Below are 12,832 nucleotides of genomic sequence, written 5' to 3'. Positions count from 1 at the left end.
GACTCCGCTACCGCTCCTCGGCCCCGTGCTCGTGGACCTGTGCGGCGATGACGGCCGCCTGCACCCGCCGCTCCACACCCAGCTTGCCGAGCAGCCGCGATATGTGGTTCTTGACCGTCTTCTCCGACAGGTACAGCTGCTGGGCGATCTGCCGGTTGGTGAGCCCCTCACCGATGAGGTCGAGCACCGAACGCTCCCGCTCGGACAGCACCGCGAGCCGCTCGTCCTCCGGCGGCCTCGCCGCTTCCGGATCCCGCAACGAGTGCATGAGCCGGGCGGTGGTGGCGGGGTCGAGCATCGACTGGCCCGTGGCCACGGTCCGTATCGCCGACACCAGGTCGGAGCCCTTGATCTGCTTGAGGACGTACCCGGCGGCCCCGGCCATGATCGCGTCGATGAGGGCGTCCTCGTCGTCGAACGAGGTCAGCATCAGGCAGGCAAGCTCGGGCATCCGTGAGCGCAGCTCGCGGCACACGGAGACCCCGTCGCCGTCCGGCAGCCGTACGTCGAGCACGGCCACGTCCGGCCGCAGCGCGGGCCCCCTGGAGAGCGCCTGGTCCGCGGTCGACGCCTCCCCGACCACCTCCATGTCGGGCTCGTCGTCGATCAGGTCACGCAGGCCCCGCCGGACCACTTCGTGATCGTCCACGAGGAAGACCCGCGTGGGAGTCTCGACTGCCGGCAGATCGGTCATGACGACCCCTGTGGTCGATGGGCATCCACCCGCCCCTACCAGGATTGTCCGTCATGAGGCGTCTTCCCGGGCACCGAGACCCCTCGTCGGACCGGCCGGTGGGGGCACGGTGGGCGTCGCGCTTCCGTCTTCCGTTCAGTCCTCGAAGACGAGGTCCTCGGAGGCGTGGGTCATTCGCACCTTGCTGTCCATGACTTCGACCACCGCGTCGAGGCCGGTCGTGAACTGGCCGGTGGACAGGATCCAGAACTTGTCCTGGGCCTGGTCCAGGAACGCGGGGAACCCGCTCAGGTCCGGGTCGCCGAGGTTGAGGTAGTCGACCAGGCGCCGGAACAGCTTCGGCAGGATCACCGCGCCGGTGTCCTTGGTGAGATCGGACATCCCGGTGACGGTCGCCCCGCTGAGGGTGACGTCGTCGGGCCAGAGGCCCTTGGCGGGCGTGGCGGCCTGCGCCTGATGGACGGCGGCCGTCAGCTCGTTGCGCAGATCGGCGAAGAGGCTGCGGTAGTAGGTGGGGTAGGCCAGGCCGGTCGCGAGGAGGTGGTGGTTGGCGGTGGTCCTCAGCAGGGCCTCGTCGACGAAGATCTCCGTCCCGCTCTTGCCGGGCGGTGTGCCCCGGCCGGCCAGGGCGATGCAGCGGTGATCCTGAGCGGCGCCGCGGGTGAGGATCCAGCCGGGCACGGTGGCGGGCGTGGCGGCGGTGACCTTCTCCTTCGCGTTCCGGGTCACACTGGTGAAGCCGAGCCAGCGCAGCAGTTCGTCCTGCGCGGCGTGGCCGTGGGCCAGCGGCTGGTGGACCTCAGGGCCGGTCCGGGAGTAGTGGGTCTCCAGCGCGTCGATGGCGTCCAGCCGCAGCCTGGCCCGGCCGGACGCGTTGTGTTCGACCTTGTAGAACCCGCCGACGAGATCCCACTCGGTCGGATCGTCGGGGGTGAAATTGACGGTGTCCCCGTCCGGACGGGCTTCGAGGATGTGGTACGAGCCCTTGATCAGCAGCATCGGCATGGCGACATGACTCCCTCGTGGCTGAAGCGGGTGCGAGCACCGCTACGGACATGACTGATAGTCACCATAAGTCTGATATTCGTAACCTAAAGTGACGCCACGCCAGATGTGCGTGCCCCGGCTCGCGGATCACCGCTTCGGCCGAGGAAGGTGACTCCGCGGCGGGTCGGCGCCCGATGCGAAGGGTCAGCCGCGCCGCGGCGGGGTCAGACCTGCCTCATGGGCGGCGACGGCCGCCTCCACTCGGTTGCGGGCGCCCAGCTTCGCCAGGACCGCGCTGACGTGTTGCTTCACCGTGCCCTCGACGAGGTGCAGGCGGCTCGCGATCTCCGCGTTGGACAGGCCTGCGGCGAGCAAGGCAAGAACGTCGCGCTCCCGCTGCGTGAGCCGGTCCAGGGAGCGGTGGGGGTGTGCCGTGCGGTGGGCGCGCATTCCGGCGATCACCCGGCCGGCCACCCGAGGGGAGAGGTAGGCGCCGCCGGCGCCGACCGCCCGTACACGGTTGAGCAGTTCCCTGGGGTCGTCCGCCTTGAGCAGGAAACCGTCGGCGCCTTCCTCGAGTGCTCGGGTGATGCACTCGTCCTGGCCGAAGGTCGTCAGCATGATCACACCGACGGTCGACGGTTCCTGGCGAAGCCGGGCCACCGCCGTCAGCCCGTCGAGGCCCGGCATCTGAATGTCCAGCAGCACGACGTCCGGCCGGTGCCGGCGGGTGAGTGCGAGGGCCTCGCTGCCGTCGCCCGCCTCGGCGACCACGTCGATGTGCGGGTCCCGGGCCAGGATGGCCCGCACGCCGGCCCGGACCATTGCCTCGTCGTCGGCCACCAGGACGCGTACGGGCCGACCGTTCGGTGTCGTCTCTTCCGCGCGAGGAGCCTACGGCCGGCCCGTGGCTGTGCCGGTGGTGAGTCCCGCGGTTCCGCCCAGCGTCGGGGTGTTACCCCGACGAAAGGCAGGACGCCCCTTCCTTTCGGCCGATGGGCGTCGGCCGCGTGCGCTCATAGCGTCTCTGCCGTACGGGAATCGCGGCGGGCTGCCGCGGTGCCGTGCGCCCGGCTCGGCGTTCCGCCCGCTCCGCGTTCGTGCGCGCCGAGCCTCCTGACCGACACTGAGGGGATTTGTGTGATCAGCCTCCGAGGACTGACCAAGCGCTACGGCGACACGCGGGCCGTGGACGACCTGACCTTCGACATCCAAGCCGGCCGGGTCACCGGCTTCCTCGGCCCCAACGGGGCCGGGAAGTCCACCACGATGCGCATGATCCTGGGTCTCGACCACCCCACGCGCGGGCGGGCCCTGATCGCCGGCCGGCCCTATGCGGACCTGCGACGGCCGTTGCGGGCGGTCGGAGCGATGCTGGACGCCCGGGCCGTCCACCCGGCCCGCTCCGGCCGCGCGCATCTGGTCGCCCAGGCACGAGCCAACGGCATCCGGGTACGGCGGGTGGACGAGGTCCTTGAGGCGGTGGGTCTCGCCAAGGCGGCTCGCCGGCCTGCCGGAACGTACTCACTGGGCATGAGCGGGCGGTTGGGAGTGGCGGGCGCTCTGCTCGGCGACCCTCCGGTGCTGATCCTGGACGAACCGGTGAACGGCCTCGACCCCGACGGTGTGCAGTGGATCCGCCGGCTCGTGCGGGACCAGGCGGCGGAGGGGCGCACCGTCTTCCTCTCCAGCCATCTGATGAGCGAGATGCAGGTGACGGCCGATCACCTCGTCGTGATCGGACGGGGCCGGCTGCTGAGCGACTCGTCCCTGGCGGAGTTCCTTGCCGCCGCGTCACCCGCCTCGGCGCGGGCCTCGGTGCCCGATCCGGAGGAGCGGTCCACGCTGGTCCGCTGCCTGACGGCGGCCGACGGCGTGAGCGTGGAGACGTCCGAGGCCGGGGAGCTCGCCGTGGGCGGCATGAGCGCGGCCGAGGTCGGTGACCTCGCCCACGGACTGCGGCGTGCGGCTGCACGCGCTGAGCGACGTACGGGTCTCGCTGGAGCAGGCGTACATGGATCTGACGGCGCGGAGCGTCGAGTATGCGTCCGGCGCCCCGGAAGAGAGGGGACAGCGATGATCGACGCGACTTCATCCGGGAAGCGGACGCTTGCGGTGCCACGGGAGGAGCAGGAGGGGCGGAAGGATCAGGAGGAGCAACAGACTCCAGGAGGGGGCACCTTCGGTGGTTTCGCCGGGGCCGTGGCATGCGAGTGGACGAAGCTCTGGTCCGTCCGGGCTTCCTACCTCTGCCTTCTGGCGGGGCTCGTGGTCACCGCCGTGTTCACGTACTACTACGCGTCGATCGCCCGCATCAACGACCACCCGGTCCAGCCCGTGGGGAACGCGGCCGCCGCCTCCGTCGTGGTCACCCAGTTCGCCGTCGTCGTCCTGGCCACGGTCGCGGTGACCTCCGAGTACTCGACGGGTACCGTGCGGGCTTCCTTGTTGTGGGTGCCGCGGCGGCATCGGGTCCAGGCGGCGAAGGCGCTGGTGGCGGGCCTGGTCGTCCTCCTCGCTGGTGCAGTGTTCGCCGTGGTGGGCACGGTCGTTGCCCGGGTGGCGTTCGACGGGCGGGCCTCGTTCGACGCCGGCACGACCGTCGGTCAGATCCTCGCGGTCGGGGTCTATCAGGCGTTGGTGGCCGTACTCACCGTCGGTGTGGCCTTCTCCACGCGGCACCCGGCCGGCGCGCTGTCGATCCTCGTCGCCCTGCTGTGGGGGCTGCCGAGCGTGCTCCTGGGGCTCGGCAGCGACGCGCTAGAGGCCGTGAACGACGCCATGCCGTACGGAGCGGGGGACCATTTCATGCGCGTCGGTGGCGACGCCCCGTACTCCTCGACGGCGGCCGTCCTCATCGTGGCGGCGTGGACCGCGGCGGCGCACGTGACCGGCCTGTACGTGTTGCGCCGCCGGGACGCCTGACAGCGCGCCCGGTGCAGGCAGCGCTCTCCCGCCGCACGTCCCGGAGAATCGACGATCGACGCCGGCAGCACCTCGCGACCCCGATCGAAAGGACTCCACGCACCATGTGGCACCCTCGCATCCCCCCGACCAGGCTCGTTCTCGCCGACGGGGCGCTGTTGGCCGTGCTCGCCGGTGCCACCGCATACGGGTTCCGGGACGCGGGCGGGGACGCGTCGCCGGTGATGGACCTGTTGCTCCCGCTGGCCGTGCTGGCGGTGACCGTACCGTTGTCCCGCAGCCGGCCGGCGGTGGCGGTGCTCGTCGTCAACGGGTTGTGCGTACTGGGCCTGGCCGACTCCGCGACCCCGGCCAACGCCCATGTCCTGTCGCTGGCCGCCCTGAGTTGTCTGCTCGGTGTGCGGATCGCTCGGGCCGGGGGACCGCTGGTGGTTCTCGCGGCGTGCCTGGGGATCGACGTCGCCGCCTGTGCCGCACTGCGGGTGCCGGCCGTGTGGTGGTTCTACACCCTGGCCGTGATACCCGCCGCGCTCCTGCTGCCGTGGCTGGCGGGACGCCACTGGCGCGGCCGGCGTGAACTCGTGCGGGACGGATGGAGGTTGGCCCAGAGCCTGGAGGAACGCCAGCACCTCGTCGCCGAGCGGGCGCGGCTCACCGAACGCGCGGACATCGCGGCCGACATGCACGACTCACTCGGCCATGCCCTGAGTCTGGTCGCCCTGCGCGCCGGTGCCCTGGAACTCTCTCCCGACCTCACCGACCGCGATCGCGCCGACCTCGCCGAGCTGCGCGGAACGATCGCCGACGCCGTCGAGCAGCTGCGGCAGACCATCACCGTCCTGCACGAACCACGGGACGCCGGGACCGAGTCGCCGACGGCCGCGGGCGGTCCGTCGGTCAAGGACACGGTCGCGGACCTCCTCGGCCGTGCCGCCGCCTCCGGGGTGCCGGTGAGCTGGGAACGGCGTGGAGCGGTGCCCGCACTGCCACCGCTGGTCGAACGGGGGATGTACCGGGTGGTGCAGGAAGCCCTCACCAACGCCGTCAAACACGCCCCCGGCCGCGCCGTCAGGGTGGGAATCGACCACGCGACCGACCACACGCGTGTGAGCGTCGTGAACGCCGCCGCGCCGGAAGACGGGCGGACCGGGCACGTCGACGAGCAGGCGACGAGCACCGGAGGCCGGGGACTGACAGGGCTTCGGGAACGGGTGCGGGTCCTCGGCGGCAGCTTGCACACCGGCCCGCACCAGGGCGGCTTCCGTGTCACCGCCGTCCTGCCCCACCAGGCCCCGGCCCGCCCCCTGTCGCAGGCAGCCGTCACCGGGACAGGCAGGCACACCGGCCACCCCTCCGCCCCGGAATCCGCCGAAAGGCTCGCCACGGTGCGGCGCGCCGCACGGCGCCGCACCGTGGCCGCGTTCGCGGTGCCCGCCGCCGCAGCGGCGTTCTTCGTCCCGGCCGCCGCCGTTCTGGCCTGGCAGCTGACGACCGGCGTACTCGCGCCGTCCCGATACGACGCGCTGGAGCCGGGACGACCCCGCGCCGAACTCGGCCCTCTGCTCCCGGCCCGCGCTTTCCCGTACCCGCCCGACCACGCCCGTTCCGCACCCCGGCCGCCGGGTACCGACTGCGAGTTCTACCGCTCCGGCCGCGACCTGCTGGACGATGTCGACCTCTACCGGCTCTGCTGGTCCGACGGCGTTCTCGTGGCCAAGGACACCCTGAAGGCCCACCGGAACTGACCGCCCGGCCCACACGCAGCGGCGCACCGCCGCCGCACGAGCGCGTATCGGTGAAACGACCGATGTGGGGGAGCTGGGGGCGTGGCCATAGTCCTCGGGAGATTGTTCGCGGGTTGCCGTCGTGGTGCACCCGGTTCCAGAAAGGACCTTCTGTGGACGCGTATGCGGATCTGGTGTTTCTCGGCGGACGGGTCGTCACCGTCGATGCCGAGTTCTCCGTCGCCTCGGCCCTGGCGGTGACCGGTGGGATCATCAGTGCCGTCGGTGGACGGGACGACATCGTGCCGCTCGTCGGACCCGACACCCGTGTTGTTGACCTCCGCGGTGCGACGTTGCTTCCCGGGATCAACGATTCCCATCTGCACGGATGCGCCTTCGGCATGGCGACGCCGCCGCTCTCCCTGGACCTCGGCCATCCCGCCGTGTCCTCCCTCGCGGACGTGACCGAGGCGGTACGGGAGGCCGTAGGGCGGGTGCCGGGCGGGCAGTGGATCACGGGGCACGGCTGGGACGCCGGCTACCTCGACGAGTGCGTCGCCGATCCGTCGCGGCTGCCCTCGCGGTGCGACCTCGACGCCGCGAGCCCGGACCACCCCGTCGTCCTGTACTCGTTCTCCGGACACGCCACCTGGGTCAACTCCAAGGCGATGGAGCTCATCGGGATCGACCGGCACAGCGTCGCGCCGCCCGGCGGGGCCATCGTCGTGGACGAAGCCGGGGAGCCGACCGGGCTGCTCCACGAGGGGGCACAGGCCCTCGTCCAGAACGCGCTGCCACCGCTCAGCCGGCAGGAGCGGACCGATGCGATCAGGTCGACGCTCGCCACGCTCGCCCGGCTCGGCGTGACCAGCTACACCGAGCCCGGCCTCGGCCCCGGCGGCGACGGCATCATGCGGGGCGCGCTCGGTGCGGAGACCCTCGACGTCTACCGCCGGCTGTTGGCCGACGGCGAACTGACCGCCCGCGTCGGCGTCCTGCTCCTGCCCACCGGAATGGCAAGCACCGCCGAGGAGTTCACCCGCAGCCTCTCCACGTCCGCCTCGCCCACCGAGCTCACCTCGCCCACCGAGCTCACCTCGACCACCGCCCTCGGCGCGTCCGGCGACGCGGATCCGCGCCGCCTCGCGATCCACGGGGTCAAGATCTTCGCCGACGGCATCGTCCCCAACAAGACTGCCTGGATGCACGAGCCGTACGTCGGCGGCGGCTGCGGCGCCCTGTGCGTCGGTGGCGACCTCGACGACGAACGGGTCGACGAGATCCGGGCCATGGTCCGCCACGCCCACGCCGCCGGGCATCAGCTCGGCGTCCACGCCACCGGCGACCGGGCCATCGACACCGTCACCGACGCCTTCGCCGAAGCCGCTGCCGAGCATCCGCGGCCCGACGCCCGCCACTACGTCATCCACGGCGACTTCATCACCGCGCACAGCATGAAGTTGCTGGCCGCGCACGGCTTCGGCGTCAACATGAACCCCACCATCAAGTGGACCGTCGCCGACATGGAGGAGGAGTTCGTCGGTGCGGGACGGGCCGCGTACGCATGGCCCTATCGCGATGCCATCGACGCAGGAGTGCGGGTCGCGAGCGGGTCCGACGCCCCCGTCACGTACCCGGACTGGCGCCAGGGCGTCGCCACCATGATGCTGCGCGAGTCGAAGGCCACCGGCCGGGTCAGCGGCCCGGAACAGCGCATCGGCCTCGCCGAGGCGATCCGTACGTACACGATCGACGCGGCCTGGCAGGACTTCGCCGACGACTGGAAGGGCTCCCTGGAGCCGGGCAAGGTCGCCGACCTCTGCGTGCTCGACGGGGACCTGCTCGGCGCCGACCCGCACGACATCCCGGGGATGCCCGTCGTCCTCACCGTCGTGGACGGGCAGGTCGTGCACGACACGCTTCGCGATTGACCTGCTCCGGGCACATGATCATCCTTGGAGGATGGCAACGGAGCGGAGCACGGCGGACATCCTGGACGCGGCCCTCCACGTCCGAGAGGCCGCCAGGAGCGCCACGAGCGTTGGGACCGGCGTCGACACGGTCCTGGCGGCGCTGTCGGAGGTGATCGAGTACGACCACGCCTCTCTGGCCCGGTGGGACCCGCTGCGCCGGCGTCACACCACCCTCGCCGGGAGCTACCCGGACGACGCCACGGCCTACATCGAGACGCACCTCCACCACGATCCGGTGTTCCCCGTGCTCCGCAGCCCGGCCCGAGGCGGCCTCTGGCTCAGGGACGTCCCCGGGCAACTCCTGGCGGCGTCCCCGGGCTTCCAGGACGTGCTGCGTCCCCTGGGCATCGAGGACGGCGTGGCCCAATGCCTGTTCGCCGCCGACGGCCGGTACGTCGGCATGCTGAACGTCAGCACCCGCCGGCCCCGGCGCGCGCCCGATCCGGCGCGCGCCGTGCTCACCCTGCTCACCGAGGCACTCACCGCGGCCGTCGACACCCCCGCAGCCCCGCCGCCCGAGGAGGTCGCCGCGCCCGACCCCGCCGGGAACACGCGGCGGCCCGGCGGACTCTCGCCTCGGGAGCTCCAGGTCCTGGCCGAACTGGCGGCCGGCCGTACCAACCGGGAGATCGCCGAGCGGCTGTACATCACGCCCCGCACCGTGGGGACCCACGTCGAGCACATCCTCGCGAAGCTGGATGCCCCCAACCGCGCGGCCGCCGCCGCCCGAGCCGTCGCCTGGGGAATCGAACCCTCAGCGGTGTGACCGGAGTGGCGATCATGACGTGTGTGAAGGGTGCGCAGCTCCTGACGCACCGGGTCGGGCGCGAGCCCGGTGAGGGCAGCGAGCTCGGAGACGCTCGGAGCCTGCCCGGTGCGCGCGAAGCCAAGGTAGACGGCCAGGCGGACCCTTTCCGTCCCGTCGAGGCTCATCGGTACCGTCGAGGCGTTCTCGGTCATTCCTGTGGTTCGATCGCTGATCGAGGCGATGAATCCAGCGTGCGCCTTGCGGAGGTCGGGGGCTCGAACGCTCGTGCGGAGCGCATGGGACCATGACGTTCTCAGGGATCAGTGCGCCCACCCGATGCACGCCGACGACACGTACGCGTTCGGAGTCACCGATCATGGTGACCGGTCGTTCGTGTGGAGGAGAGCGCGGCACGTCGGTGCGGCAGGGCTGGTGATCGCGATCCATCCGATGCCCTGCACCCCCGCTTGCGCGTTCGGTTAGGCTTACCTTGCTTGGCGGACGGGCAGGGTTCGGGTTCCGGCACCCCAGGTGCCAACCGGTAGGACGGAACGGGCAGAGGCAGGGTGCAGGTGAGAGATCGTGACCGGGCTTGTGCGTGTCGTGCGCCCGCCGCGGCCGGGACGCCCATGCGGGTGACGGGCGTCCGGGGTTCCGGGCCGGCGCTCGGGACGGGGCGTCGTGGATAAGATCGCGCTCACAGCCGGAGCCCTGTACGTCATCGTCCTGCTCCGCGCCGGAGGGACGTTCGCCGTGGGATGGCTCGCCGGCGCCGGCGCCCGGCGCAGCAGGTTCGCCGGCCGGATCTCCTCGCCGAAGTTCCTGCGCGCCGAGCGGGCGATCCAGCGGTGGGGCGCACCGGTGGTGGCCGTCTCCTTCCTGACCGTCGGATTCCAGACCGCCGCCAACTTCCTCGCGGGAAGCATGCGCATGCCGCTGCCGCGCTACCTCCCCGCCCTGTTCCTGGGCGGAGCGGCCTGGGCGCTGATCTACGCGACCGCGGGGCTCGGCGTGCTCGAAGTGCTCAGGAGGCTCTTCGCCGAGCAGACGGCCCTCGGGGTGTCCGCCGTCGCCGGCCTCCTCCTGGCGGCGTGTGGGGTGGTCGTGTACCGCAGAAGAAGGGCGACCGTGTCCTCGGGTGACACCGCGGCAGAGGAATCCTGAGCCGATCCCACCATCGCGCCCCACCTGGTGAGACGGTCACGACGTCGGCGACGCGAACGGGCACGGGCCCGAGTTTCGGAGCTCAGAGCACGGTCAGCACGATCTTGCCGGTCGTGCGGCCCGTCTCGCCCATGGCGGGGGCCTCGGCCTCATCGGCGAGCGGAAGACGGCCTCGATGTGGACGCGCGGGGAGCCGGACCGCCACGCCGCACAAAGGCGTGCCGGCTCCGGCCAGGGCCGCGTGATCACCGCGCGACGCGGCGCCTACCCTGCGGGAATGATGAAGCCGATAGAACTCGTGATCTTCGACTGCGACGGCGTCCTGGTCGATACCGAACGCCTCGCCGTACGCCTCCAGGTCGTGCTCGGAGCGGAACTCGGTTGGCCACTCACCGCCGACGAGGTGGTCGAGCGTTTCATCGGGCGGTCCAAGGAGTCGATCGTCGACCAGCTCACCGAGCGGCTCGGCACGGAGACCGCCGGGCTCTGGTGGAGCCGGCTCATGCAGCGCCACCGGGACGCGGTGGATCTCGGCATCGACCCGGTGGACGGACTGCCCGAGGCGCTCGCCGCGCTCACCCTGCCGACCTGTGTCGCCTCCAGTGGTTCGCACGAGAAGATGCGCCACACCCTCGGCCGCACAGGGCTGTACGACTTCTTCGCCGGCCGGATCTACAGCGCGAGCGAGGTGCCCCGCGGGAAGCCCGCGCCCGATCTCTTCCTGTACGCCGCACGGCGGATGGGCGTCGACCCGGCGGCATGCGCGGTGGTCGAAGACAGCGGGCCCGGCGTCGCGGCGGCCCGGGCGGCAGGGATGCGGGCCTTCGGCTACGCCGGAGGCCCGACGCCCGCCGCACGACTCGAAGGCCCGGACACCATCGTCTTCGACGACATGCGCCAACTGCCGGACCTGCTCGCCGTGCGGTGACGCTCGATCAGGGAACGGCACTCGAACGGGGTTACGGGCGGGGTAGGGTGGGGGAAGCGTCGCGTGCCGGTGGCAGACCGTGTCAGGCATGGAGGCGCCGGATTGAAGGAGGCCGACGATGTACGCGTCGCACCCTTCGCTCTCGCGTGACTGAGCGCGAGACGACCAGGCTCGTGGCCTGGAGCCAAGAACTCCGTCAGGTGCACCACCGACTACGGGAAGCGCTGTCCGTGACCCGCGCCTCCCTCGCCGAGGGGACCCCCGGCGAGGCGGCCACCCGTGAACTGCTGCTGTATTGCCACGGCTTCTGTACGGCTCTCGACGGCCACCACCAGGGCGAGGACCGCACCCTGTTCCCGGCGATCGCAGCTGCCCACCCAGAGCTGCGCCCGGTGCTGCGCGCGCTCGAGCAGGATCACTCGATGATCGCCCACCTGCTCGGCGGGCTTCGTGCCGCGGTCGAACGGGCCGCGCCGCCTGAGGAACTCGACCAGCACCTCGAAGGCATCGCCGCGATCATGGAGAACCACTTCCGCTACGAGGAGCGGCAACTGCTCACCGTGCTCGAAACCCTTGAGCTGGCAGCCGTACCCGGGGAGGTGCTGGGCCCGATCTGATCCTGCGCCGGTAGGCGGACGTAGGACGCCGGACGTCGGACGCTGGGTCAGCGTTCGGCGTCCGCCGGAACGGGCCGTCGGTGGACAATCCATGTGCACCGACAGGTCAAGTTGGGGAACACTGTCGCGATGATCTCCGCAACCTTCCAGACATCGCAGGAACGAGCCCTTCGGCATGTCGCGGAACTGGCGTCGGGCCCTCCCATGGACCCGGCGCTGCGGGTGACCCTCAACTTCCACCCGGACCGTCTGCTGCGCGGCATGGCGATCCTGGAGGCCATGGCAGAGGACGGCGTCTACTCCTCGCAGTTCGTGACAGGGACCAGCAACGGTGGGCTGACCGCGCACCCAGGCGGCGACCGGTGGCGCTGGGAGAGCCGGATCTTCGACACGGCGTACGACGCAGCGGCCGCTCATGAGCGCCCCGTCTACGGAGCGTTGAACTTTCGTCGCAAGCCGGTCGGTGGGGCGCCGCGGTTCGGCTCGGCCCACTTCCGGCTGGCCGCCGACACGCTGGCGCGGACCACGTTCTGCTACCCGGACAGTTTCCTGGAACCTTCGAACTTCGGTGTCGCGGCCCGCATGGGACTCATCGAACTGGCCCTCGCCGATCGTCAGGACGATCTGGACGACTACATCGAGGCGCAGGTGCACGGGCCTGTCCGGCTCGACCGTCATGTGGAGGCGCTGGTTCTGGACCCCTGCTACCGAGGCACAGAGGTCGAGGCTGCGGCGCTGCGCCTCGGCTGCCCTGTGGAGTGGCACCCCGGCTTCCGACTCGGGGTGGAAGAGCTCCGCCGTCGTCCCGACTACCGCGGCCAGGAGTACGTCGACTTGGGCACGCGCATCGCGGTCGACGGCGTGCTCGATCCTCGTATCGTCGGGGACGCCGAGCGTTCCGGCCGCCATGACCCCCAGGCGGTCAAGAAGGTGTGGCACTACCTGGCGCGATTCGGGGCGCCCGGCAACCCCGCCGACAGCCAGGTGACTCCGGCACCGATGGAGGGGGCCACAGTCGAGGGCCTTCGTCCCTAGCTCCGACAGCGCGGCACGCTTCAATCGAGGATGAGCG

Annotated in this window: 11 protein-coding genes and 1 pseudogene; 9 read left to right on the top strand and 3 right to left on the bottom strand. The window is 71.3% G+C overall.

The window, feature by feature from the left end:
- Positions 1 to 7: 7 nt before the first annotated feature.
- From R2D22_RS00920 to R2D22_RS00910, 3 genes are all read right to left on the bottom strand, one after another.
- Entirely contained in the window at positions 8 to 694 is a 687-nt protein-coding gene (locus R2D22_RS00920) for a response regulator (RefSeq protein WP_318100184.1), read from the bottom strand.
- Positions 695 to 829: 135 nt separating this feature from the next.
- Complete coding sequence (locus R2D22_RS00915) at positions 830 to 1,699, bottom strand: nuclease (protein WP_318100182.1); 870 nt, start codon at positions 1,697 to 1,699, stop codon at positions 830 to 832.
- A 186-nt stretch (positions 1,700 to 1,885) separates the two neighbouring features.
- The gene (locus R2D22_RS00910) at positions 1,886 to 2,506 is read right to left on the bottom strand and encodes a response regulator (RefSeq protein WP_411977119.1); all 621 of its coding nucleotides are present in this window, start codon (positions 2,504 to 2,506) and stop codon (positions 1,886 to 1,888) included.
- 315 nt (positions 2,507 to 2,821) lie between these two features.
- Between R2D22_RS00910 and R2D22_RS00905 the strand changes: the two are divergent.
- The 9 genes and pseudogenes from R2D22_RS00905 (at position 2,822) to R2D22_RS00865 (ending at position 12,795) form a co-directional block, all read left to right on the top strand.
- Positions 2,822 to 3,761 (top strand): annotated as a pseudogene (locus tag R2D22_RS00905) (ABC transporter ATP-binding protein).
- Positions 3,758 to 4,606: an ABC transporter permease gene (locus tag R2D22_RS00900; protein ID WP_318100178.1), complete on the top strand. Its 849-nt coding sequence runs from the start codon at positions 3,758 to 3,760 to the stop codon at positions 4,604 to 4,606. Before R2D22_RS00905 ends, R2D22_RS00900 begins: the two are co-directional and overlap by 4 nt.
- Before the next feature lie 104 nt (positions 4,607 to 4,710).
- Complete coding sequence (locus tag R2D22_RS00895; RefSeq protein WP_318100176.1) at positions 4,711 to 6,351, top strand: sensor histidine kinase; 1,641 nt, start codon at positions 4,711 to 4,713, stop codon at positions 6,349 to 6,351.
- A gap of 152 nt (positions 6,352 to 6,503) precedes the next feature.
- Positions 6,504 to 8,261, top strand: a complete 1,758-nt coding sequence (locus R2D22_RS00890) for an amidohydrolase (RefSeq protein ID WP_318100174.1) — start codon at positions 6,504 to 6,506, stop codon at positions 8,259 to 8,261.
- Between the two features lie 31 nt (positions 8,262 to 8,292).
- Entirely contained in the window at positions 8,293 to 9,069 is a 777-nt protein-coding gene (locus R2D22_RS00885) for a helix-turn-helix transcriptional regulator (protein WP_318100172.1), read from the top strand.
- 663 nt (positions 9,070 to 9,732) lie between these two features.
- Positions 9,733 to 10,215, top strand: a complete 483-nt coding sequence (locus R2D22_RS00880; protein ID WP_318100170.1) for a DedA family protein — start codon at positions 9,733 to 9,735, stop codon at positions 10,213 to 10,215.
- A 277-nt stretch (positions 10,216 to 10,492) separates the two neighbouring features.
- The gene (locus R2D22_RS00875; protein WP_318100168.1) at positions 10,493 to 11,143 is read left to right on the top strand and encodes an HAD family hydrolase; all 651 of its coding nucleotides are present in this window, start codon (positions 10,493 to 10,495) and stop codon (positions 11,141 to 11,143) included.
- Between the two features lie 146 nt (positions 11,144 to 11,289).
- Positions 11,290 to 11,760 carry a hemerythrin domain-containing protein gene (locus R2D22_RS00870; protein ID WP_318100166.1) on the top strand — a complete coding sequence of 157 codons (471 nt, stop codon included), beginning with the start codon at positions 11,290 to 11,292 and terminating at the stop codon, positions 11,758 to 11,760.
- 204 nt (positions 11,761 to 11,964) lie between these two features.
- Entirely contained in the window at positions 11,965 to 12,795 is an 831-nt protein-coding gene (locus tag R2D22_RS00865) for a DUF3626 domain-containing protein (protein WP_318109526.1), read from the top strand.
- The last annotated feature ends 37 nt before the right edge of the window (positions 12,796 to 12,832 follow it).

It is taken from the genome of Streptomyces sp. HUAS YS2 (assembly GCF_033343995.1).
Taxonomy (GTDB): Bacteria; Actinomycetota; Actinomycetes; order Streptomycetales; family Streptomycetaceae; genus Streptomyces; species Streptomyces solicathayae.
This window is presented reverse-complemented; position numbering and strand designations above follow the sequence as displayed.

Coding starts and splice junctions, on each gene's coding strand:
- R2D22_RS00920 (WP_318100184.1), bottom strand. CDS start 694: ATGACCGATCTGCCGGCAGTCGAGACTCCCACGCGGGTCTTCCTCGTG.
- R2D22_RS00885 (WP_318100172.1), top strand. CDS start 8,293: ATGGCAACGGAGCGGAGCACGGCGGACATCCTGGACGCGGCCCTCCAC.
- R2D22_RS00895 (WP_318100176.1), top strand. CDS start 4,711: ATGTGGCACCCTCGCATCCCCCCGACCAGGCTCGTTCTCGCCGACGGG.
- R2D22_RS00915 (WP_318100182.1), bottom strand. CDS start 1,699: ATGCCGATGCTGCTGATCAAGGGCTCGTACCACATCCTCGAAGCCCGT.
- R2D22_RS00875 (WP_318100168.1), top strand. CDS start 10,493: ATGATGAAGCCGATAGAACTCGTGATCTTCGACTGCGACGGCGTCCTG.
- R2D22_RS00900 (WP_318100178.1), top strand. CDS start 3,758: ATGATCGACGCGACTTCATCCGGGAAGCGGACGCTTGCGGTGCCACGG.
- R2D22_RS00865 (WP_318109526.1), top strand. CDS start 11,965: ATGGACCCGGCGCTGCGGGTGACCCTCAACTTCCACCCGGACCGTCTG.
- R2D22_RS00910 (WP_411977119.1), bottom strand. CDS start 2,506: ATGGTCCGGGCCGGCGTGCGGGCCATCCTGGCCCGGGACCCGCACATC.